The organism is Arthrobacter sp. TmtSoilC51 (assembly GCF_055388015.1).
This window is the reverse complement of record NZ_AP035877.1, coordinates 1,106,858-1,129,101: the sequence shown is the minus strand read 5'-3', so window position 1 is coordinate 1,129,101 and position 22,244 is coordinate 1,106,858. Positions and strand designations below refer to the sequence as shown.

Below are 22,244 nucleotides of genomic sequence, written 5' to 3'. Positions count from 1 at the left end.
TCCTCTCTCACATCGAGGCGCATTTTCACCGATCCTCTCTCACATCGAGGCGCTCTTTCACCGATCCTCTCTCACATCCCACGCGCGGTAGGTCCCGACGTCGGCACCCAAGTCAGGTGCCGACGTCGTGGCTTTCCTGACGCAAGGGAGAGAGGAACGCCGCCAATCCCCAAGGATGTGAGAGAGGATCGGGAAAAAAGCCACAGGATGTGAGAGAGGATCGGGAAAAAAGCCGCAGGACGTGGGAGAGGATCAGGGGGCGACGCGGACCGGGACGCCGGTTTCGAGGGACTCCTGGGCGGCGTCAGCAACCTTGGAAGCAGCGACGGCGTCCTCGGGCGTGCACGGATTCTTGCGCTCCCCCAGGACCAGCTCAACAAACGCAGCCATCTCAGAGCGGTAGGCCTGGTCGAAGCGCTCGGCAAAAGTCTTATGGGAGATTCCGTACGGGAACGTGACCCCTGGCTCAGCCGACCGGACAGCCATGTGTTCATCCATGCCAACCGCAATCGAGCCGTCCGAGCCCTGGAGTTCCAGCCGCACATCATGCCCGGCCCCGTTGTAACGGCTGGCCGACACCGTACCCACCGTGCCGTCGTCGAACGTTACTACCGCCAGGGCGGTATCGACGTCGCCCACCTCACCGATTGCCGGGTCCCCATTGTTGGAACCTCTGGCATAAACCTCCACGATTTCCTTGCCGGTGAGCCAGCGGAGGATGTCGAAGTCGTGGACGGAGCAATCCCGGAACAGCCCGCCGGAGGTTGCCAGGAACTGAACGGGCGGCGGGGTCATGTCGCATGTGAGGGCACGGACGGAGTGGATCCAGCCCAACTCCCCGGCTTCGTACGCGCGTTTGGCTTCCAGGTAGCCGGCATCGAATCGGCGTTGGTGGCCGATCTGCACGGTTCCGGCCCTCTCGCGGATGTACTCCAGGACCGGCAGTGACTCCGCAACATTCACGGCCACGGGTTTCTCGCAGAACACGGGAATTCCAGCATCCACGCCCGTGCGGATGAGGTCCGGGTGTGTCGCCGTGCCGGTTGCGATGACCAGCCCATCCACTCCCGAGGAGATGAGCCCGGCCACCGAACCAAAGAATTCCGCTCCACATTCGGCGGCCACGGACCGGGCGTGTTCCTCCGCCACGTCCGTCAGCTTTAGCTGAACCTGGACGCCCTCCGGGTTCAGGACTTGGTTGAGCACGCTGATGTTCTTAGCGTGCATCACACCGATTCGGCCAACACCTACCAGGCCCAGGGTTACTTGCTTCATCATTCTCTGTCTCCGTCAATGCAGCAGAAGGTGATTCCTCACAGGGAGTCTTGAGGCGACAGTAAACCTTGTCAGTTTGTCCTGTCAAATGGCAGGCACGGCGGGAACGTCAACTGACGCTTCCAGTGCCGCATCGGCATCCTTAAGGACCTTTGCCGCAACTTCAAGCCCTTCGATGCGGCCAAGGGAAACGTCCTCGTGTTCGATGTTGACCAGCATGTTGGGGTCAACCTCGTAAAGGGCACGGAGGAACTCGGTCCAAAACGCTGTGTCATGTCCGCGGCCAAGTGCAACGAAGTCCCAGGCCGAGTTCCTGGGCCATTCGTTGGCCCACTCGTCGCCACCGAGGTTGGTACGGGGCTCGTCGGGTGAGAGTCGGCGGAAGCTGTTGTCCAGTACTCCGTAAAGCGCAGCGTTGTCCTTGTTCACACGGACGTCCTTCGCAGCTGCCTGGAACACCAGGGGGCCGAGTTCGCGGACCACAGCAACGGGGTCCATCTGCTGCCAGAACAGGTGGGAAGCGTCCAGCTCGACACCAACATGGGTGGCTCCGGTGAGTTCGATGAGTTTGTAGACATCGGCCGTGTTGAAGACGAGGTTCTGAGGGTGCAGTTCAAGTGCCACCTTGACGCCATGGTCAGCAGCGAGGCGGTCCGTTTCTCTCCAGAACGCAGCGGCCACATCCCACTGGTAATCCAGGACGTCCAGCGCTGCTGAGTTCCACGCGTTGACCACCCAGTTGACGGTGGTGGCGCCGGGCTCGCCGCCGGGCAGGCCGGACATGGTGACCACGCGGTTCTGGCCGAGGCGGTGGGCGAGTCGAATGGAGCGGCGGATGTCTTCTGCGTGCTTCTCGCCAATCTCGTGCTTCGGATGCAGCGGGTTGCCGTTGCAGTTCAGTCCCGCGATGGAAACGCCGGTACCTTCGAAGATCGCCAGGTAGTCGTCGCGCGCTGCGTCGCTTTCCAGGATCTGGTCAAACGTGGGGACGTGCACGGCAGGCAGGAACCCGCCGGTGTTGATCTCGATGCCCGTGAGGCCCAGATCGGCAATGACCTTCAGCGCCTCGGGAAGCGGACGGTCGTGCAGGATCGCGTTGTAGACGCCAAGCTTCATAGCGTGATCTTCTTTCCGTTGTTAAGTGCGGACTCGGTGACGGCACCCAGGAGGTCCATATTGCGGACACCTTCGTCAAAGGTGGCGCAGCGGGGCAGGGATTCTTCTTCGCCGAGGCCTGCAACCTCCTCGAGGAATGCACGCGCCTGGTAGCCGAACGCGTCGTTCTGGCCGAAACCAACTTCCGGGGCATCCATGGCGAGGCCGCCAGCGATATACGGGTGCTCCGGGCCGAGGATGACCTGGCGGTAGCCGTTCTGGTTACCGGAGCCATCGTTGAGGAACAGCTGGATTTCGGACGGCCGGCGCTGGTCGAACTTGGCGGCACCGTTCTCGCAGAACACCTCGAATTGGAGGCTGTTGGCGTGACCGGCTGCAACGCGTGAGACTTCGAAGCTGCCTGCGCCGTTCGCGAACTCAGCGTTGAAGGCTGCGTAGTCGTCGTTCTCAACGGCTTCGAAGGTATCGCTGACTGCAGCGTGCTCGTGTCCGATCACGGCGCCGAGCGGCAGCGGCCGCTTGTCGATGGCGGTCGTGAGGCGGCCACCGCTGATGGACTTGATGTCGCCGCAGAGGAATTCGGAGACATACGTCAGGTGGCTTCCGACGTCGGCCAGGGCACCGGAGCCGGGGCCGCCCTTGTAGCGCCAGCTCATGGGAGCTGCGGGGCTGAATCCGTAATCGGTCCAGTACCGGCCGCTGAAGTGCAGGACGTTGCCAAGGGCGCCGTTGCGGATCAGGTCCCGGATGTACGCGATGCCGGGCGTCCGGCGGAAAGTGAATCCGATGCGGGCCAGTGTTCCGCGGGCCTCGGCGGCACGCGCGGCATCGGCCATGGCGCGGGCGTCTTCCAGGGTGTCGCTCAGCGGCTTCTCGCAGAGCACGTGCTTGCCGGCAGCGAGCAGGCCTTCCACTACTTCACGGTGCAGGGAGTTGGCGATGACCACGCTGACGACGTCGATGTCGTCAGCTTCGGCGATTGCCTGCCATGAAGTGTCGTTGCGCTCGTACCCGAAACGGCGAGCAGCCAGGGAACCGAATTCGGCGTTGACGTCCCCGATCGAGACCAGGCGAACCGGGGGCAGCACGGGGCTGTAGAGGGCAGATGCCGTGCGGTACGCGGCAGCGTGGGCCTTGCCGGCCATGCCTGCACCGATGACGGCGACGCCGAGGCTTTCAGCCATTGATTTCTCCTTCGAAATTTCGCCGCCGCGTGGGGCGCTGGACGGCATTTTGTAGCGCTACAATTTTTACGCTGGGTTTGATCGTAACTATGTCTATATGTCCTGTCAATCACTAACCGACTATCCTCAAGGACAGACAAGAAAGGCACACCGATTCCGTTGAAAAGCGCACAGACCCGACGACCCACCCTCTACGACGTCGCCACCCAGGCAGGAGTCTCGCCGTCGTTGGTTTCCTTGTTCCTCAAGGACCCCGGAAGGATCAGTGAAAAGCGTCGGGACGCCGTCCAAAAGGCAATCCACGATCTGGGCTACCGGCCCAGCCGCGCCGCCACAACCCTCGCCAGCAACCGCACCAAGAGCATCGGCCTGGTGATCGACGATTACCGGAACCTCTGGTTCGTCGATCTCCTCCGGGGCATGGAATCTGTCCTTTCGGATCTTGGCTACCAGGTCATGCTCGCGGACTCCAGACCTGGCGAGAACCGCATCAAGGAAGCCACGGACGGCCTCCTGGCCATGCACGTGGATGCCTTGGTCCTTGCCGCGGAGCCCAGCGAGTCCATGCTCACCAAGACGTGGGTGCCCACTGTGGTTGCCGGATGGCGCAAAGGCGTCCCGACAGGTGCGGACCTGATAACCAACGACGACGACAACGGGGGCACCATGGCGGCCAACCATCTGCTGGGGTTAGGCCACAGCCGCATCGGCCACCTTTCCGGGTCCGACGGCGCGTCAGCACACCGGCGCGCCGGTTACCGGCGCGCCCTCGAGGCAGCCGGCGTCGAAGTCGTGATCAGCGAGTCCGCGGGAACATCAGAAGAAGACGGATACAGCGCCGCTTGTTGGCTTCTGGACCACCACCCGGACACCACAGCGGTCTTCGCCGCCAACGACACCATGGCGCTGGGCGCTTTCGCCGCCATCAAAGCCCGTGGGCTTTCAGTCCCCCACGATATTTCCGTGATCGGGTATGACAACTCCCCGTTGGCCAAGTCGCGCTTCCTGGACCTCACGTCCATCGATAACCGAAGCGACGTTGTGGGCGTGGACGCTGCGCAAAGGCTGCTGGCCAGAATCGACGATCCGACGCTGGAACCGGTGCGGAAGCTCATCGAGCCGACGCTGGTACTCCGCGGCACGACGTCGGCCGTTCGCTAGGGGAATCGAACGCGGCTCTGCCCGGAGCCAACAGATGCTCCGGGCAGGTCCACCACGGAAAAGCTAGTGCCGCTTCGCGCTTTCCGGTGCAGCATCAGCCACGTCCGCTACCTCGGCCTTGACTTCCTTAAGGGCCTCGGTGTGTCCGCCGAGCTGTTCAAGCTCATGGGCTAGTTCCGCAAGTTCTGCGCCGCCGGCCATCTGTGCCGTCAGCTCATCCAAGGTGATGTCCTTCTTGTCGTAGTAGCCGATCGACTTGCCGCGCTTGAGCAGCAGGAAGCGGTCACCCACGGGGAAGGCGTGGTGCGGGTTGTGGGTGATGAAGATGACCCCAAGGCCACGGTCGCGGGCCTGCAGGATGTACCGAAGCACAACGCCGGACTGCTTCACGCCAAGCGCAGCTGTGGGCTCGTCCAGGATCAGCACCTTCGCACCGAAGTACACGGCCCGGGCGATGGCCACACACTGGCGCTCGCCGCCGGAAAGCTGGCCTATGGGCTGTTCAACATCGCGCAAGTCGATGCCCATGTCAGCAAGTTCCTTCTTGGTGATGTCCTTCATTTTCTGGACATCCATGCTCTTGAACGGCACGAACCCACTGGTCAGCTCCGAGCCAAGGAAGAAGTTACGCCAGATGGGCATCAAGGGAACCACGGCCAGGTCTTGGTAGACGGTGGCGATACCGGCGTCGAGGGCGTCCCTTGGTGAATTGAACTTCCTGGCATCGCCCATCACGTGCAAGGTGCCTTCGTCGTGCTGGTGCAGGCCCGCGATGATCTTGATGAGCGTGGACTTGCCGGCGCCATTGTCGCCCAGGACGCAGGTGACCCGACCATTGTCCACGGCCATGGTTACATCGCGCAGGGCGATGATGTTGCCGTAGTGCTTGCCTATGCCATCGAGTGACAGCAGGTGCACTGGTGTGTGCGTCAACGGGTCCTTCTCGTCTTTCAGCAGTGTCTGTTGGTCGATCTGTTGTGCGTTCATTGTTCCGGCCCCTTACTTGAGCTCTGCCCGGCGCTTGACGATCAGGTTCACGATGGTGGCCAGCAGGAGCATCAAGCCCAGGAAGAACTTGAACCAGTCTGGATTCCATTGTGCGTAAACGATGCCCTTGTTGGCCATGCCAAAGATGAAGGCACCGATAGCGCCGCCCACTGCCGAGCCGTAGCCGCCTGTCAGGAGGCAGCCACCGATGACGGCAGCAATGATGTAGAGGAACTCGTTGCCAACGCCTTCACCGGACTGCACGGCATCGAAGGCAAAGAGATTGTGCATGCCCAGGATCCAGCCGCAGAAACCAACCGCCATGAAGAGGCCGATCTTGGTCTTGGTCACGGGGACGCCAACTGCGCGGGCAGCATTGGCGTCGCCGCCCACTGCGAAGATCCAGTTGCCAACGCGGGTGCGCAGCAGGATCCACGAGGCCACTGCTACAAGGACGATCCAGAAGAACACTGTGATCTTGACTTCCACTCCGCCGATGCTGATGGAGGATGCAAACACAGCTCGTGCTGATTCGAAGCCGTCCAGCTTGGAGATCGACGGCGAGGATACGCTGCCGCCGATAAGACGGGTCAGTGCGAGATTGAGGCCCGTCAACATGAGGAAGGTCGCCAGTGTGACGATGAAGCTCGGAAGTTTGGTCTTGACCAGGATCCAGCCGTTGATGAACCCGATGCCCAACGAGACCACCAGGGCGAGGGCGACACCAACCCATGCATTCAGCGAGAAGTTCCAGCTGAAAAGTGAGGCGGTCAGGGCCGACGAGATCACGGCAACACCCGTGGAAAGATCGAACTCGCCACCGATCATCAACAGGGAAACCCCCACTGCCATGATGCCAATGGTCGATGAACCGTAGAGCACGGTGGCCAGCGCGTTCGGTTGCGTGAACGTCTGGGAAACGGAGGCGAAGAAAATGAAAAGGACTACCGCACCGACCAGCGCACCGACCTCGGGCCTGGCCAGGAACTTTTGGACCGGACTACGGCGTCCGACCCGTTCGTCGCCAGGGGCCGAAGCCCCCGCCGGCGGCAGAGTTGTTGTATTTGCCATAGGAATGACTCCTTGTTGGTCAGGCTGCGCGGCGGTTCCCCGCCGCGCAGCCGGATGCCTGGATCTAGCGGACGCCCTGCTGGGCGAACTTGAGGACATCTGAGGCGTTGGTCTTGTCCACGATGGTTGGTCCGGTCAGGACAGGCTGGCCGCCGCCGATCTTGAAGCCGCCGCGCTTTGCCTGCCAAAGTGCGTCTACTGACATGTAGCCCTGAAGCCATGGCTGCTGGTCAACGGTGAAGATTACTTGGCCGTCTACGATCTTCTGGGCAAGTTCGGCATTGAGGTCGAAGCTGGCTACCTTGGACGAACTGCCGGCGTCGGCAACGGACTTGAGCAGGGTGAGGGTGATAGGGGCGCCGAGACCGATGATCACATCGGCATCTTTGGACGCCTGGAGTTTCGCTGTGGCCGTTGACTGGACGGCGGTCATGTCCTTGCCGTCAACGTAGAGGATTTCCGTTGCCGGAACCTTGGCCTTTACGCCGGCGCAGCGCGCTTCCAGGCCCACGTGGCCTTGCTGCTGAATGACGCAAACGGGGTGCTTGTAGCCTTCTGACGCGAGCCGGGTGCCGACAGCCTCGCCAGCGAGCTGTTCGTTGGAGCCAAAGTGCGTGAAGGCGCCCAGCTGGCTGGAAACGGATTCGCCGGCGTTGAGGCTGACCACGGGGATGCCCGCAGCGGTGGCCTTCTTCAGTACATCCTTCAACGCATCCGGAGTCGCCACCGTGACAGCAATGCCGTCAACTTTCTGGTCGATGGCCTGCTGAACAAGCTGCGCCTGGCGCCCGGCTTCGGGATCGCTGGTGTACAGGAGTTCTACGTTGTCCTTGCTTGATGCTTCCTCTGCGCCCTTGCGGACAATGTCCCAGAAGGTGTCCCCAGCCGCCGCGTGCGTAATCAGGGCAACTTTCATGCGTTCCGTGCTGGCTACCTGTCCGGCGCCTGCACCTCCACCGGAATCTGCCGGCTTGCCGCCCTGGCTCGAACAGGCGCTCAGGGCTACCAACGGAACCACTGCTGCGACGACTGCCGCTTTGCGCCACGAGAATTTTGCCACCGTTATCTCCTTTGATGTCAGCTTCGGGCGTCCGGAGACTCGTGCCGGATCGCCTGCTACCTCGATCATGGTGACTCGCCTCACACTTTGTCAATACTTTGTCCTGACATTAGGATGTTTTAACGTAAGTTCCTCGAGTAGATGACGCCCCAGCCCGGCTTGCCGCCGCTTCCTTGACCAGCCCGGGCTGGCTGCTATTATCAGAAAAAGGCAGTATGTCCTATCAAGAGAACATGACGGGACAAACTCATCCATCCGGCCGAGGAGGAGCATCCTGCTCCCCCGGCCGGCCTTCCGCAGGCTAGGAGATACCCGTGGCGAACCAACTCAGCCTCAGCATCGACCGTTCGTCCCCGGTGCCGCTCTATCACCAAGTGGTCCAGGGGATCGAAGCTGCCATCCATAGCGGCGTTCTGGAACCGGGCAGCCGCTTGGACAACGAAATCGACCTTGCCGCACAGCTCAACCTGTCCCGCCCCACCATGCGAAAGGCAATGGACGAGCTGGTCCGCTCCGGCCTCCTTGTCCGTAAACGTGGCGTTGGCACACAGGTTGTTTCCAGCCAGGTGCGGCGGCCCCTGGAGCTCTCCAGCCTGTACGACGACCTCAGCAACAACGGCAAGAAGCCCACCACGGATGTGCTCAGCTTCTCCCACGTGGAGGCCGACGCAGCAACGCTCACCGCGCTCCAGCTTCCGCCCGGGTCAAAGGTCTACCACTTCACCCGTCTCCGCAAAGTCGGCGGCAAGCCCCTGGCACTCATGGAGAACTGGGTCCGTGACGACATCACCAGCATGGACGAAGCCCAGCTCGCAAGCGAAGGGCTCTACGCCATCCTTCGTCGCGGCGGCGTGAATTTCCGGTTGGCATCCCAGCGCATCGGCGCCATGATCGCCAACGACTACCAGGCCCCACTCCTCGAAGCCGAGGTCGGATCAGCCCTTGTCACCATGGAACGCACCGCGGTGGACGATACCGGACGCATGGTTGAAACGGGCCACCACGTCTACCGGGCAGATTCCTACAGCTTCGAAATGACACTCGTACAGCGCTAACGCAAGGACACATACTTATGGCCAATTGGGTCTACCCACTGGGAACTGCAACGGACGGCAAATGGGACGTATCGCTCGGAACCTCCGATTCCACCCTGGCCGTTGATGGCTGGGCCCATACGGGACTGAAGGTTGCGACGCTCGCTGCGGGTGCCGCCGTCGAACTTCCTGCCGCTGCCGAAGAGCGCATCGTGGTGCCGCTGAGCGGCTCCTTCACCGTCACGGTCGACGACGGCGAGTACAGCCTCGCGGGCCGGCAGTCGGTTTTCCACGGGCCCAGTGACGTCCTGTACACGGGTATCGATAAAACGGTCACCATCAGCTCGAACGACGGCGGCCGGGTTGCAGTTGCGACCGCACCTGCCAAGGCTGAGTACCCCACGCGCCTGATCACGGCGGCCGAGACCCCCGTAGAGCTGCGAGGCGCAGGCAACTGCTCCCGTCAGGTACATAATTTCGGCACACCGGCTGCGCTTGAGGCTGACCGCTTCATCGTTTGCGAAGTCATCACTCCTGCCGGCAACTGGTCCTCCTACCCTCCCCACAAGCACGATGAGGAGAAGGAAGGCGAGACGCACCTCGAGGAGATCTACTACTTCGAAACACGCGTCGCTCCTGACTCCCCGGCCCCCGCGGACTCAGACGCAATCGGCTACGCCCGCGTCTACGCCTCCGACGACCGGCCCATCGACGTCTCCGCAGAAGTCCGCACCGGCGATGTAGTCCTGGTTCCCTACGGCTGGCACGGACCAGCCATGGCAGCCCCGGGCTACGACCTCTACTACCTCAACGTCATGGCTGGGCCCGGCCGGGTTCGTGACTGGCTCATCAGCGACGACCCCCACCACGGCTGGATCCGCCAGACATGGGAAGGCCAGGACATCGACCCCCGCCTCCCGTTCGGCGCGTAACTATCCGAAGCACAACCAAGCGAGTTTGTGTACAGCCAAGGCCCCTAAGAAATGTTCTTAGGGGCCTTGGCTTTAGGGAAACTACTTATTTTGTCCCGGCGATGTAGTCGTTCATCGTCTTGAGCTGGTAGCGGGAAACATCCTCGGCGTTCTCGTCCTCTGCGAACACCGACGAGACCATAACCGTGTTCTCCTTGTCCAGGAAGCCGATCTCCTTCAAGCCGCCGAAGAATTCGTCCCAGTTCACATCGCCGTCGCCGATTTTGAGGTGCTGGTGGACGCGGACAGCGTTGCCGGGCGGGTTGGTGATGTACCGGAGGCCGTGGGAGGCGTGGTGGTTCATGGTGTCAGACACGTGAACCAAGCGCAGCTTGTCGCCAGCTGCACGCATGATCTCCAACGGCTTGTTGCCCATGTGGAACGTGTGTGAGGCAACGTAGACCATGCCGATGTTCGGGGAGTTGACGCCCCGGATCACGCGCAGCGCTGCGAGGCCGTCTTCCACGAAGTCGTCTGGATGGGGATCAATCAGCACATCCATGTCTTCGCGCTCAATGATCGGCAGGAGCTCCTCCATGGAGCGGTAGAACGCGCGTTCGGACTCCTCGGCCTTCTCCGGACGCCCACTGAACTCTGTGTTCATGGTCTGGACGCCAAGGTCCACGGCGATCTGGATAGCGCGCTTCCAGTAGCGGACCGCAGCCTCGCGGGCGTCCTCGTCCGGGCCCGACCAACGCAGCACGGGCAGGACGGAGGCGATCTCGACGCCGGCATCCCTACACGCTGCTTTCAGCTTGCCCACGAGCTCGTCATCGGCCTTGGGGTGGTTGAAGAACGGGATGAGGTCCGCATGCGGGGTCATCTGCAGGTACTTGTAGCCTAGATCGGCCGCAACGCGCGGGAACTCCAGAAGGCTGTGCGTGTGATGGAACGGTGTGGGATCAAGGGCAATCTTCATCTGAGTTCCCTACTTGTAGAGATCCGGCTTGGTGTTCAGCTGGACCTTTACCTTCTCGCCCGACTTCTGCGCTTCGACGCCGGCCTCGCAGCAAGCGGCCGTGGCGTAGCCGTCCCAAGCGGTGGGGCCGCCAATTTCGCCGCGGAGGGCGGCGTCCACCCAAGCCTGCACCTCGACGTCGTACGCTGCTCCGAAGCGCTCCTCGAAGCCCGGGGTGACGCTGCCGCCCCATTTGCCGGCAGACTGGATGTAAGGGCCGCTGTCCCCGCCGATGCTCACGATGCCATCCTCAAAGGACGCCTGCGTGGCAACCTGGTAGCCGAACTTTGCGTTGACGTAGATCTCGACGTCGGCCAACACGCCGGATTCGGTCTCGAGCAGCACATGCTGGGGGTCGTGCTGGCCATTCGGGGCGTTGCGCGTCGGCTTACCCAGGCGTACCTGAACTGACGTAATTTCCTCACCCGTGAAGTAGCGGATGGCGTCGAACTCGTGAACCACGGAGTCGTTGATCAGCATCTCGTTGGTGAAGCCCTCCGGCGTGGTCGGGTTGCGGTGCTGGTGGTGCAACATCAACAGCTCCCCCAATTCGCTGTTGCGGATGATCGAACCCAGCGCCGCGTATTCGGCATCAAAGCGTCGCATGAAACCCACCTGGATGCGCTGGTGGCCCAAAGCGACCTCTGCCTGGACAACCTTCCAAGCACTGTCAGCGTCAGGGGTCAGCGGCTTCTCGCAGAGGATCGGGAAGTCCTTCTCCAGTGCCTTGTAGAGGATTTCCTCGTGCAGGAAACCAGGGGTGGCGATCAGCACTGCGTTGACGTCACCGTTGTTGAGCGCCTCATCGGCACTGGCCAGCGCCACAGCGCCGTCGATACCCTCGATGGCGGCTTCCGCCCGGGCAAGGTCGACGTCGACGACGGCGGCTACTTCAGCGCCGTGGATGCGCGTGCTGAGCCGCTTGATGTGGTCCGCACCCATGCGGCCTGCGCCGATGACTGCGACACGGAGAGTCTTTGTCACTGTTTCTGTCCTTTGTGAGGTTCGGTTTTGTTACTGGACCCGTGTGCGGGATCCGCAGGAAAGGAGGTAGTTCCGGGTTCGCTTGGCGATGGGCATCGGCACATCGAACGCTACCGGGTACATGTCTTGTTCCACGATGCCGAAGATCGGCCGGTTGAGGCCCTCAACTGCTTCGATGACGGCGCGCAGGTCCGGGAGGCCGTTCGGCGGCTCGGTCATGACGCCGGCGAGGTTTGCGGCTGCCCAGGTCATGTTTTTCTCGTTGACCTCGGCGAGGACCTCCGGGTTGATCTGCTTCAAGTGCAGGTAGCCGATGCGGTCCGGGTAGTTCTTGATGAGTTCCAGGCTGGAGGCGCCGCAGTATTCCGCGTGACCAGTGTCCAGGCAAAGGCTCAAGTACTGGGGATCCGTGGCACCCAGCAGGGTCTCGATGTCCTTCTGCGCGCCGACGTGCGAGTCGGCGTGTGAGTGGAACTGCTGGTGCAGGCCGAAGTCTTCGAGGAGGACCTTGCCCATGCGGTTGTGTCCAGCGAAGAGGTCTGCCCACTGCTCGTCGGCCAGTTCGCCGTTTTCCACGGCCTCGCCAGTGACGTCGTCGCGCCACATCGCGGGAATGACCACGATGTGCTCGCCACCCATGGCTGCAGTGAGTTCGGCAACCTTGCGTGCGGGCTCCCACGCTTCGTCGTACTGCTTGGCACCGCGGTGGAACGCCGTGAAGACCGTGCCGGCAGTGACCTGGAGGTCGCGCTGCTTGAGCTCTTCTGCCAAACGGGTGGGATCGTTCGGCAGGTAGCCGTAGGGACCCAGTTCGATCCATTTGTAGCCGGATTCAGCAACCTCATCCAGGAACCGTTCCCACGGAGTCTGCTGGGGGTCATCGGCGAACCACACACCCCAGGAGTCCGGGGCGGTGCCAATGATGAGCTTGTTCTCGACATCAGTCATGACAGCGGTGTCTTTCTTCGGGGAGGGCTGTTAGTTGGAGGGGAAGTTGTAGGAGGCGCCGGAGGCGTGGGTGGGTTCTGGCCAGCGGGAGGTGATGACTTTGCCGCGGGTGTAGAAGGAGACGCCTTCGGGGCCGTAGATGTGCTTGTCGCCGAAGAGGGAGTTCTTCCAGCCGCCGAAGGAGTGGTAGGCCACCGGGACAGGCAGGGGCACGTTAATGCCCACCATGCCCACGGTCACGGAGCGCTGGAACTTCCTTGCTGCGGCGCCGTTGGAGGTGAAGATCGCGGTGCCGTTGCCGTAGGGGTTGGCGTTGATCAGCGCGATGCCTTCTTCGAGGTCGGCGACGCGGACCACGACCAGGACGGGGCCGAAGATTTCCTCGGTGTAGGCGCTCATTTCGGTGCCCACGTGGTCGATCACGGTGGGGCCGACCCAGAACCCGTCTTCGTGGCCAGGGACCACGAGGTCGCGGCCGTCCACGACCATGGCCGCGCCGGCGGTTTCGGCTTCGGTAACGATCCGCAGGATGCGTTCCTTGGAGGCCGGGGTGATGACCGGTCCCATTTCGGCGTCGGGCTCGGTGCCGTTGGCGACTTTCACGGCCAGGGCGCGTTCTTGAACCTTTTTCACGATCAACTCCGCGGCGTCCCCGACGGCGACGGCGACGGAGATGGCCATGCAGCGTTCCCCGGCGGAACCGAACGCGGCGGCCGCGAGGTGGTCCGCGGCGTTGTCCAGGTCGGCGTCGGGCATGATGATGGCGTGGTTCTTCGCCCCGCCCAGGGCCTGGACCCGTTTGCCGTGCCGGGTGGCGGTCTCGTGGACGTACTGGGCGATCGGGGTGGAACCAACAAAACTAATGCCGTCCACGTCCGGGTGGGTCAGCAAACCGTCAACGGTTTCCTTGCCGCCGTGCAGGACCTGGAACACACCATCGGGCAGGCCGGCCTGCTTCCACAGCTTGGCCAGCAGCATCGGCGCGGACGGGTCCCGTTCGGAGGGCTTGAGGATGAACGCGTTGCCGGTGGCGACCGCCATCGGGGCCATCCACAGCGGCACCATGACAGGGAAGTTGAACGGCGTGATGCCGGCGACGACGCCCAGGGGTTCGCGGAAGGAGAAGACATCGATACCGGTGGAGACCTGGTCCGAGTAGTCGCCCTTGAGCAGCTGCGGGATGCCGCAGGCGAACTCGATGACTTCCAGGCCGCGGCCGATCTCGCCCTTGGCGTCGGAGAGGACCTTGCCGTGCTCGGCCGTGATCAGCTCGGCGAGTTCGTCCACGTGCCCTGCGACGAGTTCGCGGAACTTGAACAGCACCGCGGTGCGCTTCGCCAGGGAAATGTCACCCCAGGACTCCGCGGCCTTCTTCGCCGCCGCGACCGTGGCATCCAGATCGGCTTCGTTAGCCAGGCGCAGCTCCGCCGTGACCTGCCCGGTCGCGGGGTTGTAGACGGGCTGGGTCCGGTCACCTTCACCGGACGTTTCCGCGCCGTTGATGAAGTGGTTAATTGTGGTCAGAGTGGTCGTCGTCGACATGTGTTGACTTCCTTGTCGGTAGCTTGAGGGAGGTTAGCCGAGCAGCTTGCGCTGGCGGTTCTTGTGCTGCGTGTAGGTCTTGTAGGCCTGCTGGGTGGATTCCAGTTCGGCGACCTGGGAGACGGGGACGTCCCACCAGGACTCGGAGCTGGGCGCGTCCAGCAGAGGATCGGACTCGACGTGGATGACGATCGGGCCGGTTTCCGGGGCCGCCTTGGCTTCCTTGATCGCGGCGCCGAGGGCCTCGATGACGTTCTCGCCCGGTTCGATCCGGATGACCTTCGCGCCGAGTGACTCGGCATTGGTGGCAAGATCGATCGGCAGGTGCTCACCGGCGTCGAAACTGTGCTGTTCCTTGTCCAGGACGCGGTACTGTGTCCCGAAACGCTGCGAACCGAGCGACTCGGACAGCGAACCAATGGAGGCGTAGCCGTGGTTCTGGATCAGGACCACGATCAACTTGATGCGTTCGGCGACGGCGGTGACCAGTTCGGTGTGCATCATCAGGTAGGAGCCATCCCCCACCATGACCACGACATCCCGGTTGGGACCACCTGCAGCGGCTTCGGCCAGAGCTGCGCGCTTCACGCCCAAGCCACCGGGAATCTCGTAGCCCATGCAGGAGTACGCGTATTCCACGTGGTAGCCAAACGGATCGCGGACGCGCCACATCTTGTGCAGGTCACCCGGGAGGGAGCCCGCGGCGCAGATGACAACATCCTGGTCATCCATGGCCTTGTTCGTGGCGCCGATGATCTCGTTCTGCGCGGGCAGCGGCGTGTACCGGGTGTCGAAGGCCTCGTCCACGATCGCGTTCCAGCGCTTCTTCTCGGCTGCGACCTTCTCTTCCAGGTCAGCACCCACGCGGTAGCCGCCCAGCGCCTGGTTCAGCTTCGCCAGTGCCTTCCGGGCGTCGGCGACGATCGGCAGTGAGGTGCCGTGCTTGTACGCATCGATCGGAGCGACGTTGATGTTCACAAACTTCACGTCCGGGTTCTGGAACGCCGTCCGGGACGCGGTGGTGAAGTCTTCGTAGCGCGTGCCAATGCCGATGATGAGGTCCGCCTCGCCAGCGATGGCGTTGGCCGCCGTCGTGCCGGTTGAACCGATGGCGCCCAGGGAGAATTTGTGGTCCCACGGCAGGACGCCGACGCCCGCCTGCGTATTGCCCACGGGAATGCCCGACAGCTCAGCGAACTTCGCGAGTTCATCGTTGGCGTAGGCGTAGAGGACGCCGCCGCCAGCGATGATCAGCGGACGCTTTGCCGCCCGGATAGCCTCGACGGCGCGGCGGATGTCATCGTCCTCGGCCTCGGGACGGCGGATCCTCCATTCGCGCTCTGCGAGGAATTCTTCGGGAACGTCAAAAGCCTCGGCCTGTACATCCTGCGGCAGGGAGATGGTCACCGCCCCGGTCTCGGCAGGGTCCGTCAGGACCCGCAGGCCGTGGTGGAACGCGGAGAACAGCTGCTCCGGCCGGGACACACGGTCAAAGAACTTGGACAGCGGACGGAAGGCATCGTTGACCGTGATGTCGTACGCGTACGGCAGCTCCAACTGCTGCAGCACAGGATCCGCGGCGCGGGTGGCGAACGTGTCGCTCGGCAGCAACAGCACGGGCAGACGGTTGGTGGTGGCCAACGCCGCACCAGTCAGCAGGTTCGAGGAACCCGGACCGATGGACGTGCTGATCGCGAACGTCTGGCGGCGACGCGTGTGCCGTGCGTAGCCAACGGCCTGGTGTGCCTGGGCTTGTTCGTTGCGGCCCTGGTAGTACGGCATGATGCTGGGGTCCGCGGCCTGGTACTGCTTCAGCGCCTGGCCAACGCCAGCAACGTTGCCGTGCCCGAAGATACCGAACATGCCCGGGATCAGGCGCTCACGGTACTCGTGGCCGTCGATGGAATCCACGGTGTACTGCTTGGAAAGAAACTCGACCACGGCCTGCGCCACGGTCATCCGACGGGTTGCTGTTCCTGTTGTGGTCCGCATAGCGGGGCTACTCCGATACTTTTACTGGAATACGGTCTGACGAGGTTTGCTCGGCAGCAGCCGTCAGGGGCTCAGTGCTGTTCAGCAGCGAGGCGGCGGTGGCTACGGCACCTGCCACATCGCCGTCGTGCGGGTAAAGAAGCGTCCTGCCAACTGTGAGGCCGCGGACGCCGGGGAGCGCGAGGGCAGCCTGCCAGCTCGCGAAGACCTCGTCCTGGGAGCCGTCAGGGTCACCTCCCAAGAGCACCGTGGGAAGCGTAGTTGAAGCCATGACTCGCTCCATGTCTGCCACCACCGGCAGTTTCATCCAGGTGTAGGCGCTGGTGGAACCAAGGCCCTCGGCGATGCCAACAGACTTGATGACAGCGTCCGCGCGGAGGTCGTTGCGGACTTTGCCATGGGCGTCCCGCACAGACAAGAACGGCTCCACCATGGCGATGAGCTTGCGCTCAGCCAATGAATCGATGGCCTTGGCGGTTGCCTCAAGGGTGGCCACCGTGTCCGGGTCGCCCAGGCAAATACGCGTGAGCATCTTGCCTCCATCAGCGCCGAGTGCCTGCAACGCGGCTGCTGTGTGTCCGGTGAAACGGTCATCGAACTCATTGACCAGGCCGGCGAGGCCACCGCGGTTCATGGAACCGAAGATGAGTTTGCCGTCCAAAGCGCCGAGCAGCAGGAGATCGTCCATGATGTCCGGTGAGGCGAGGATGCCATCCACCGCGGGATTGGCGAGGGCGATTTGCAGCCGGTCCAGAAGGTCGCGGCGGTCGGCCATCGCCATCGGCTCAGCACCGACCGACAGGGCGCCACGGGCAGGGTGGTCTGCCGCAACGATGAAATTCTGGACGCCGTGCTTCAAACCTGGATGGCGACGCCGGGTGGCGGCCGCGCGAGCGACGGCCTCGGGGTCCTCGAGCCGGATGCGGCTCAAGTGCTCATAACGGCGGGGATCATCGTTCAGGCTCAACGGACTGCTCCTTCTGCGAACTTAGGTGCTGCCGGCGCTGAGGCCGCAACGGAGGAAGCTCCCGGGACGGGCCGGCCGCGTTCCGCGAGCAGCGAGGTGACCTCATCCGGCGTCGGCATCGCGTCCGCGCAGGAAAGGCGCGAGGCGACGATGGCACCGGAAGCGTTTGCGTAGTCCAGCACCTGGGACAGCGGCCAACCGGACAACAAGCCGTGGCAGAAAGCGCCGCCAAAGGAATCGCCGGCACCGAGGCCGTTGACGGTTTCAACCGGGACGGGAGCCGAAACGACGCGCTCGGTGCGGGTCTTGGCCATGACGCCTTCCGGACCAAGCTTCACGACGGCGATCTCGACGCCGGCTGCCAGCAGGCGGTCTGCCTGTTCGTCTGGCGTCCCCTCCCCTACTGCTACCGCGCATTCCTTGTCGTTGCCGATCGCGACTGTGACGTGCGGGAGGATCTTGGCAACTTCTGCACGGGCTTCCTCTTCCGAGGACCAGAACATGGGACGGTAGTCGAGGTCCAGGATGGTGAACTGACCTTCCTTGAGGCCAGTCCGCGGCCGGGATTCGTGCGCGGTGAGGTGCGCGCTGCGGCTGGGTTCCTGGCAGAGGCCGGTCACCGTGGACCAAAAGATTCCGGCATCCCGGATCGCGTCCAGGTCCAGTTCTTCTGCTTTGATCTGCAGGTCCGGGGCCGTGGGGAAACGGCCGTAGAAGTAGAGCGGGAAATCTTCCGGCGGCTTGATGGCACAGAAGGTCACTGCGGTCGGGTACTCCTGGACCGGGGAGACAAACGAATCGTCAACGTTGAACTTGCGCAGTTCCCGGTGCAGGTAGTTTCCGAACGCGTCGTCGCCGGTGCGGGTAATGACTCCCGTGCGGCGGCCGTGGCGTGCCGCAGCGACGGCCACGTTGGAGGGCGAGCCTCCCAGGTATTTGCCGAAGGACGTCACGTCCTCCAGGTCCACTCCGATGTCGTTCGGGTAGATATCAACGCTGATGCGCCCGATCGTAAGCAGTTCGTGGGTCACGGTGATCGTTGACCTTTCTCTTGTGAACTCTGAACCTTTGAGCGCTGGGCCCCAATGCCTTGCCACCCCTCAGTGAGCGGGGCCACATGACTACTTTGCACCAGTTTTCATGTCCTGTCAAAGGTTTGTACTGACATATTTACAACATGACACGGACTGGATCTACCTGCGCGGAATGGCCAATTCTCCACTGACGTATTGACTGCGCCCAAAGCCGAAGGACCAGTCGCCAGGCGAGTTCTCCACGTAGCCAATGAAGACGTCCTCTCCTTTGATTCCAAGCTCGCCGAGCCCTCCGGCAATCGCTTCGAAGAGAGAACTCTTGGCCATCTGGGTGCGGCCGGCCTGGGTGAAAATCTGGATCATGACCACCCCGGAACTCCGCTCAAAGCCCAACCCGGCATCCTGGGCCACGATCTGACCCTGTAGGTGTTCGGTGAGTATGTGGAAGTAGTCGCGCTCCGGGATTTCATACTCAGACACGATCGCCCGATGGATCGTGCGGCTGATAGCTTCCAGCTCTTCCGCCGAGCGGCCTTGGTTGACGTCGATTCTTACAAGTGGCATGTGTGTAGTCCTTAGAAATAATTTGTCCTGACATACTAACAAATATGTGGACCATGGGTACAGCAAAGGCCCGTCCGGGACATTCCGAACGGGCCTTCGGCGCGTGCTGCGGGACCAAAAGTACGACGGCGGCCCGGCACCTTCCATGGGAAGGCACCGGGCCGCCGTCGAGAATCAGACACCCAAGTACCTACGCGACACCCAACCCGACCCAGGACACCCACATCCGGGCGTCGCCAGCGAATATGCGCGTCCCCAACGAAAATGCGCGTCACTCAGGACTGGCTTAAAGTACGACGGCGGCCCGGCACCTTCCATGGGAAGGCACCGGGCCGCCGGCGTGCGTATTCTGCCTTACGGCCGTAAGCCTAGAGAGTTGCGTAAACCTCGCGCAGCAGCTTGGCGGTCTCGGACGGCGTCTTGCCGACCTTCACGCCTGCAGCTTCGAGGGCTTCCTTCTTGGCCTGTGCGGTACCAGCGGAACCGGAGACGATGGCGCCGGCGTGGCCCATGGTCTTGCCTTCGGGAGCGGTGAAGCCTGCGACGTAGCCAACAACCGGCTTGGTGACGTTGGCCTTGATGAAGTCAGCCGCGCGCTCTTCAGCGTCGCCACCGATTTCGCCGATCATGACGATCGCTTTGGTCTCCGGGTCGGCCTCGAACGCGGCCAGGGCGTCGATGTGCGTGGTGCCGATGATGGGGTCGCCACCAATGCCGATGGCGGTGGAGAACCCGAGGTCGCGGAGTTCGTACATCATCTGGTACGTCAAGGTACCGGACTTGGACACGAGGCCGATGGGGCCCTTGCCCGTGATGTTTGCCGGGGTGATGCCAACGAGGGCTTCGCCCGGGGTGATGATACCGGGGCAGTTCGGCCCAATGATACGGGTGATCTGCTTGCCGTCAGCGTCAACCTTGGACTGGGCGAGTGCCCAGAATTCGGCGGAGTCCTGAACCGGAACGCCTTCAGTGATGACTACAACGAGGCCGATGCCGGCTTCGATGGCTTCAACCACGGCGTCCTTGGTGAATGCCGGCGGAACGAAGACGATGGAGACGTCTGCGCCGGTTTCAGCGATGGCTTCCTTGACGGTGCCGAAGACGGTGATTTCCTTGTCGCCGTGCAGGACCGTGCTGCCGGCCTTGCGGGCGTTGACGCCACCAACAATGTTGGTGCCGGCCTTGAGCATCAGTGCGGTGTGCTTGGTGCCCTCGCCGCCGGTGATGCCCTGAACGATGACCTTGGAGTCTTTGTTGAGGTAGATAGACATTGTCGCGTCCCTTTACTTAGCTGCGTTGGCGAGCTCGGCGGCCTTGTCGGCGCCCTCGTCCATGGTGGCGGCCAGGGTAACCAGCGGGTGGTTGGCCTCGGTCAGGATGCGGCGGCCTTCCTCGACGTTGTTGCCGTCGAGGCGAACGACCAGCGGCTTGTTCGCAGCGGATCCCAGCTCGGCAAGTGCACCCACGATACCCTTTGCCACAGCGTCACAAGCGGTGATGCCGCCGAAGACGTTGACGAACACGCTCTTGACCTGGGAATCGCCCAGGATGACGTCCAAACCGTTGGCCATGACCTCGGCGGAAGCTCCACCACCGATGTCCAGGAAGTTGGCGGGCTTGACGTTGCCGTGGTTTTCACCAGCGTAAGCAACGACGTCGAGGGTGGACATCACAAGACCGGCGCCGTTGCCGATGATGCCTACTTCGCCGTCCAGCTTGACGTAGTTGAGGTCCTGAGCCTTTGCCTTGGCCTCGAGCGGGTCAGCTGACTCCTTGTCCTCGAGCAGTGCGTGGTGCACGTGGCGGAAGTCGGCGTTTTCGTCGAGGGTGACCTTGCCGTCGAGGGCGATGATCTCGCCTGCGCCGGTGCGGACAAGCGGGTTGACCTCAACCAGGGTTGCGTCTTCCTTCTTGAAGACGTCCCAGAGCTTCAGAATGACGTCGGCCACTTTGCCGCGCAGTTCTTCAGCGAAACCTGCGGCTGCGACGATCTCGTCAGCCTTGGCCTGGTCAATGCCTACAGCGGGATCGATGGCGATCTTGGCCAGGGCCTCGGGACGCTCAACAGCCAGCTGCTCAATTTCCATGCCGCCTTCAACCGAGCACATGGCCAGGTAGTTGCGGTTGGCGCGGTCCAGAAGGACCGAGAAGTAGAATTCCTCGGCGATGTCCGCACCCTGGGCGATCATCACCTTGTTTACGGTGTGGCCCTTGATGTCCATGCCCAGGATGTTGGTGGAGTGCTCAAGCGCCTCCTCGGCAGTCTTGGCAACCTTGACGCCGCCAGCCTTGCCGCGGCCACCAACCTTAACCTGTGCCTTTACGACAGTAACGCCGCCGATCTTCTCGGCAGCTGCCTTTGCTTCTTCAGGAGTGTGCGCCACGATGCCGGCGAGCACGGGTACACCGTGCGCTTCGAACATATCGCGCGCCTGATATTCAAACAGGTCCACGGTTTAGTGTCCTTCTACGTCGAAGTAGTTTCTGTTCAGCCGGGAACCGCGATGACCGCGATAGCCAGCTGCGGAAAGTACGCGGTAAACAACCGGGATTGAAGCCGGTCACATTGCGTAAGGTCCTCTCGGAACTTTAGCCCTTTGAGGAGTCCCGCCAGCTACACACTACCGGTTAAGTGAGTAACCTTACACTTCTATCGCATGTAGAAAAACCGCATAATGACGCGGATTTTGGGCTGCACCGAGGTGATCAGCCCGCTCCTTCCAGGTTTCCACGGACCGTCTTGCCGCCGTCGGAAATCAACTGGTAGCCCGCCTGGCTGACAAAGAATGCCACGCCACCAGAGACGTTTCCGCAGGCAACGCCGCCGTTATAGGCCGAGCAGCGCAGGCCGTTGCGCTCGATGTTCTGGCCGTCGGCCAGCTCGCGCAGCTTGGAGATGGGGCCACTGCGGCTCCCTTTGGGCCCGAACTCGGACTCCATTTGTGTTACGCCGGAACGACACGAGCCATAGACCGCCTTATCGGGAGAAAGAAGCACCGTCCCGCCAAGGTAGCCAAGGCCTGTGCCACCGCAGTCGTCGGCAACGTCATCGACCTCCGGCTTGGCATACTTCGCCAATTCGCAATGGACCACAGGCACCACGGCGAACTTGTTGTTGGCCGCATCAGAATAGGAGTTCACCTCATAAGGCACGTTGAGGTGGCCGCCCCTGGAGGACGTCATGGCGCACACGACGTTGCGGTCTTGCGTCACAAACGCGGTGACGTCCTCGCCGGCGGACAAGGTGGTCTGTTCTGTTACCGGAACCTGTTTGAGCTGTTCCAGCGGAGCCAATGGAGCCGGCGGAACGTAATCAGGGTCCTTGGTGGCGAAGGAGCAGCCCGTGGCCACCATCATGAGCAAGGCAGCCAGAATCCCCAATACAGTCCGTCGCAT

The 22,244-nt window shown here is 62.5% G+C and carries 20 protein-coding genes; 3 read left to right on the top strand and 17 right to left on the bottom strand.

What is annotated here, in order from left to right; translation table 11 throughout:
* Positions 1-252 precede the first annotated feature (252 nt).
* The 3 genes from ACZ5G6_RS05340 to ACZ5G6_RS05330 form a co-directional block, all read right to left on the bottom strand.
* Positions 253-1,275 carry a Gfo/Idh/MocA family oxidoreductase gene (locus ACZ5G6_RS05340; protein ID WP_498691764.1) on the bottom strand — a complete coding sequence of 341 codons (1,023 nt, stop codon included), beginning with the start codon at positions 1,273-1,275 and terminating at the stop codon, positions 253-255.
* An 84-nt stretch (positions 1,276-1,359) separates the two neighbouring features.
* On the bottom strand, positions 1,360-2,391 hold the full coding sequence (locus tag ACZ5G6_RS05335; RefSeq protein WP_498689926.1) for a sugar phosphate isomerase/epimerase family protein: 1,032 nt from the start codon (positions 2,389-2,391) through the stop codon (positions 1,360-1,362).
* The gene (locus ACZ5G6_RS05330; RefSeq protein WP_498689924.1) at positions 2,388-3,575 is read right to left on the bottom strand and encodes a Gfo/Idh/MocA family protein; all 1,188 of its coding nucleotides are present in this window, start codon (positions 3,573-3,575) and stop codon (positions 2,388-2,390) included. Before ACZ5G6_RS05330 ends, ACZ5G6_RS05335 begins: the two co-directional genes overlap by 4 nt.
* Before the next feature lie 159 nt (positions 3,576-3,734).
* Here ACZ5G6_RS05330 and ACZ5G6_RS05325 point away from each other — a divergent pair, with 159 nt between their 5' ends.
* The gene (locus tag ACZ5G6_RS05325; protein WP_498689921.1) at positions 3,735-4,736 is read left to right on the top strand and encodes a LacI family DNA-binding transcriptional regulator; all 1,002 of its coding nucleotides are present in this window, start codon (positions 3,735-3,737) and stop codon (positions 4,734-4,736) included.
* A 63-nt stretch (positions 4,737-4,799) separates the two neighbouring features.
* Here the strand turns inward: ACZ5G6_RS05325 and ACZ5G6_RS05320 are convergent, their stop codons facing one another.
* The 3 genes from ACZ5G6_RS05320 to ACZ5G6_RS05310 form a co-directional block, all read right to left on the bottom strand.
* Positions 4,800-5,723: an ATP-binding cassette domain-containing protein gene (locus tag ACZ5G6_RS05320; protein WP_498689919.1), complete on the bottom strand. Its 924-nt coding sequence runs from the start codon at positions 5,721-5,723 to the stop codon at positions 4,800-4,802.
* 12 nt (positions 5,724-5,735) lie between these two features.
* Positions 5,736-6,794 carry an ABC transporter permease gene (locus ACZ5G6_RS05315; protein ID WP_223936052.1) on the bottom strand — a complete coding sequence of 353 codons (1,059 nt, stop codon included), beginning with the start codon at positions 6,792-6,794 and terminating at the stop codon, positions 5,736-5,738.
* Positions 6,795-6,858: 64 nt separating this feature from the next.
* Positions 6,859-7,854 (bottom strand): substrate-binding domain-containing protein, encoded by a 996-nt coding sequence (locus ACZ5G6_RS05310; RefSeq protein WP_498691761.1) that lies wholly within the window; start codon positions 7,852-7,854, stop codon positions 6,859-6,861.
* A gap of 314 nt (positions 7,855-8,168) precedes the next feature.
* Between ACZ5G6_RS05310 and ACZ5G6_RS05305 the strand changes: the two genes are divergently transcribed.
* Both ACZ5G6_RS05305 and iolB read left to right on the top strand, forming a co-directional pair.
* Entirely contained in the window at positions 8,169-8,909 is a 741-nt protein-coding gene (locus tag ACZ5G6_RS05305) for a GntR family transcriptional regulator (protein WP_223936050.1), read from the top strand.
* Between the two features lie 17 nt (positions 8,910-8,926).
* Positions 8,927-9,820 carry a 5-deoxy-glucuronate isomerase gene (gene iolB, locus ACZ5G6_RS05300; RefSeq protein WP_498689916.1) on the top strand — a complete coding sequence of 298 codons (894 nt, stop codon included), beginning with the start codon at positions 8,927-8,929 and terminating at the stop codon, positions 9,818-9,820.
* An 85-nt stretch (positions 9,821-9,905) separates the two neighbouring features.
* On the opposite strand, the gene ACZ5G6_RS05295 is transcribed toward iolB, so the two are convergent.
* The 11 genes from ACZ5G6_RS05295 to ACZ5G6_RS05245 form a co-directional block, all read right to left on the bottom strand.
* A complete protein-coding gene (locus ACZ5G6_RS05295; RefSeq protein WP_498689914.1) occupies positions 9,906-10,778 on the bottom strand; it encodes a sugar phosphate isomerase/epimerase family protein in 873 nt (290 codons plus the stop codon).
* A 9-nt stretch (positions 10,779-10,787) separates the two neighbouring features.
* Positions 10,788-11,801, bottom strand: a complete 1,014-nt coding sequence (locus ACZ5G6_RS05290; protein WP_223936047.1) for a Gfo/Idh/MocA family protein — start codon at positions 11,799-11,801, stop codon at positions 10,788-10,790.
* 30 nt (positions 11,802-11,831) lie between these two features.
* Positions 11,832-12,749: a sugar phosphate isomerase/epimerase family protein gene (locus ACZ5G6_RS05285; RefSeq protein ID WP_498689912.1), complete on the bottom strand. Its 918-nt coding sequence runs from the start codon at positions 12,747-12,749 to the stop codon at positions 11,832-11,834.
* A 30-nt stretch (positions 12,750-12,779) separates the two neighbouring features.
* Positions 12,780-14,291, bottom strand: a complete 1,512-nt coding sequence (locus ACZ5G6_RS05280) for a CoA-acylating methylmalonate-semialdehyde dehydrogenase (protein WP_498689910.1) — start codon at positions 14,289-14,291, stop codon at positions 12,780-12,782.
* Between the two features lie 33 nt (positions 14,292-14,324).
* The gene (gene iolD / locus ACZ5G6_RS05275; RefSeq protein ID WP_498691759.1) at positions 14,325-16,250 is read right to left on the bottom strand and encodes a 3D-(3,5/4)-trihydroxycyclohexane-1,2-dione acylhydrolase (decyclizing); all 1,926 of its coding nucleotides are present in this window, start codon (positions 16,248-16,250) and stop codon (positions 14,325-14,327) included.
* Between the two features lie 40 nt (positions 16,251-16,290).
* The gene (locus ACZ5G6_RS05270) at positions 16,291-17,250 is read right to left on the bottom strand and encodes a Cgl0159 family (beta/alpha)8-fold protein (protein ID WP_498689908.1); all 960 of its coding nucleotides are present in this window, start codon (positions 17,248-17,250) and stop codon (positions 16,291-16,293) included.
* Positions 17,247-18,281, bottom strand: coding sequence for a 5-dehydro-2-deoxygluconokinase (gene iolC, locus ACZ5G6_RS05265; RefSeq protein ID WP_498689906.1), 1,035 nt, complete (start codon positions 18,279-18,281; stop codon positions 17,247-17,249). Before iolC ends, ACZ5G6_RS05270 begins: the two co-directional genes overlap by 4 nt.
* Before the next feature lie 162 nt (positions 18,282-18,443).
* Positions 18,444-18,848: a tautomerase family protein gene (locus ACZ5G6_RS05260; RefSeq protein ID WP_498689904.1), complete on the bottom strand. Its 405-nt coding sequence runs from the start codon at positions 18,846-18,848 to the stop codon at positions 18,444-18,446.
* Between the two features lie 368 nt (positions 18,849-19,216).
* Positions 19,217-20,119 carry a succinate--CoA ligase subunit alpha gene (sucD, locus tag ACZ5G6_RS05255; RefSeq protein ID WP_498689902.1) on the bottom strand — a complete coding sequence of 301 codons (903 nt, stop codon included), beginning with the start codon at positions 20,117-20,119 and terminating at the stop codon, positions 19,217-19,219.
* 12 nt (positions 20,120-20,131) lie between these two features.
* Positions 20,132-21,301: an ADP-forming succinate--CoA ligase subunit beta gene (gene sucC / locus ACZ5G6_RS05250; RefSeq protein ID WP_223936040.1), complete on the bottom strand. Its 1,170-nt coding sequence runs from the start codon at positions 21,299-21,301 to the stop codon at positions 20,132-20,134.
* Between the two features lie 253 nt (positions 21,302-21,554).
* Positions 21,555-22,244 carry a hypothetical protein gene (locus tag ACZ5G6_RS05245; RefSeq protein WP_498689900.1) on the bottom strand — a complete coding sequence of 230 codons (690 nt, stop codon included), beginning with the start codon at positions 22,242-22,244 and terminating at the stop codon, positions 21,555-21,557.

Excerpts from the sequence above, each read along its gene's own strand:
- iolD (WP_498691759.1), bottom strand. The coding sequence starts at position 16,250 with ATGACCGTGGCGCAGGCCGTGGTCGAGTTTCTTTCCAAGCAGTACACC.
- iolB (WP_498689916.1), top strand. The coding sequence starts at position 8,927 with ATGGCCAATTGGGTCTACCCACTGGGAACTGCAACGGACGGCAAATGG.
- ACZ5G6_RS05315 (WP_223936052.1), bottom strand. The coding sequence starts at position 6,794 with ATGGCAAATACAACAACTCTGCCGCCGGCGGGGGCTTCGGCCCCTGGC.
- sucD (WP_498689902.1), bottom strand. The coding sequence starts at position 20,119 with ATGTCTATCTACCTCAACAAAGACTCCAAGGTCATCGTTCAGGGCATC.
- ACZ5G6_RS05320 (WP_498689919.1), bottom strand. The coding sequence starts at position 5,723 with ATGAACGCACAACAGATCGACCAACAGACACTGCTGAAAGACGAGAAG.
- ACZ5G6_RS05330 (WP_498689924.1), bottom strand. The coding sequence starts at position 3,575 with ATGGCTGAAAGCCTCGGCGTCGCCGTCATCGGTGCAGGCATGGCCGGC.
- ACZ5G6_RS05280 (WP_498689910.1), bottom strand. The coding sequence starts at position 14,291 with ATGTCGACGACGACCACTCTGACCACAATTAACCACTTCATCAACGGC.
- ACZ5G6_RS05335 (WP_498689926.1), bottom strand. The coding sequence starts at position 2,391 with ATGAAGCTTGGCGTCTACAACGCGATCCTGCACGACCGTCCGCTTCCC.
- ACZ5G6_RS05245 (WP_498689900.1), bottom strand. The coding sequence starts at position 22,244 with ATGCGACGGACTGTATTGGGGATTCTGGCTGCCTTGCTCATGATGGTG.
- ACZ5G6_RS05285 (WP_498689912.1), bottom strand. The coding sequence starts at position 12,749 with ATGACTGATGTCGAGAACAAGCTCATCATTGGCACCGCCCCGGACTCC.
- ACZ5G6_RS05340 (WP_498691764.1), bottom strand. The coding sequence starts at position 1,275 with ATGAAGCAAGTAACCCTGGGCCTGGTAGGTGTTGGCCGAATCGGTGTG.
- ACZ5G6_RS05260 (WP_498689904.1), bottom strand. The coding sequence starts at position 18,848 with ATGCCACTTGTAAGAATCGACGTCAACCAAGGCCGCTCGGCGGAAGAG.
- ACZ5G6_RS05295 (WP_498689914.1), bottom strand. The coding sequence starts at position 10,778 with ATGAAGATTGCCCTTGATCCCACACCGTTCCATCACACGCACAGCCTT.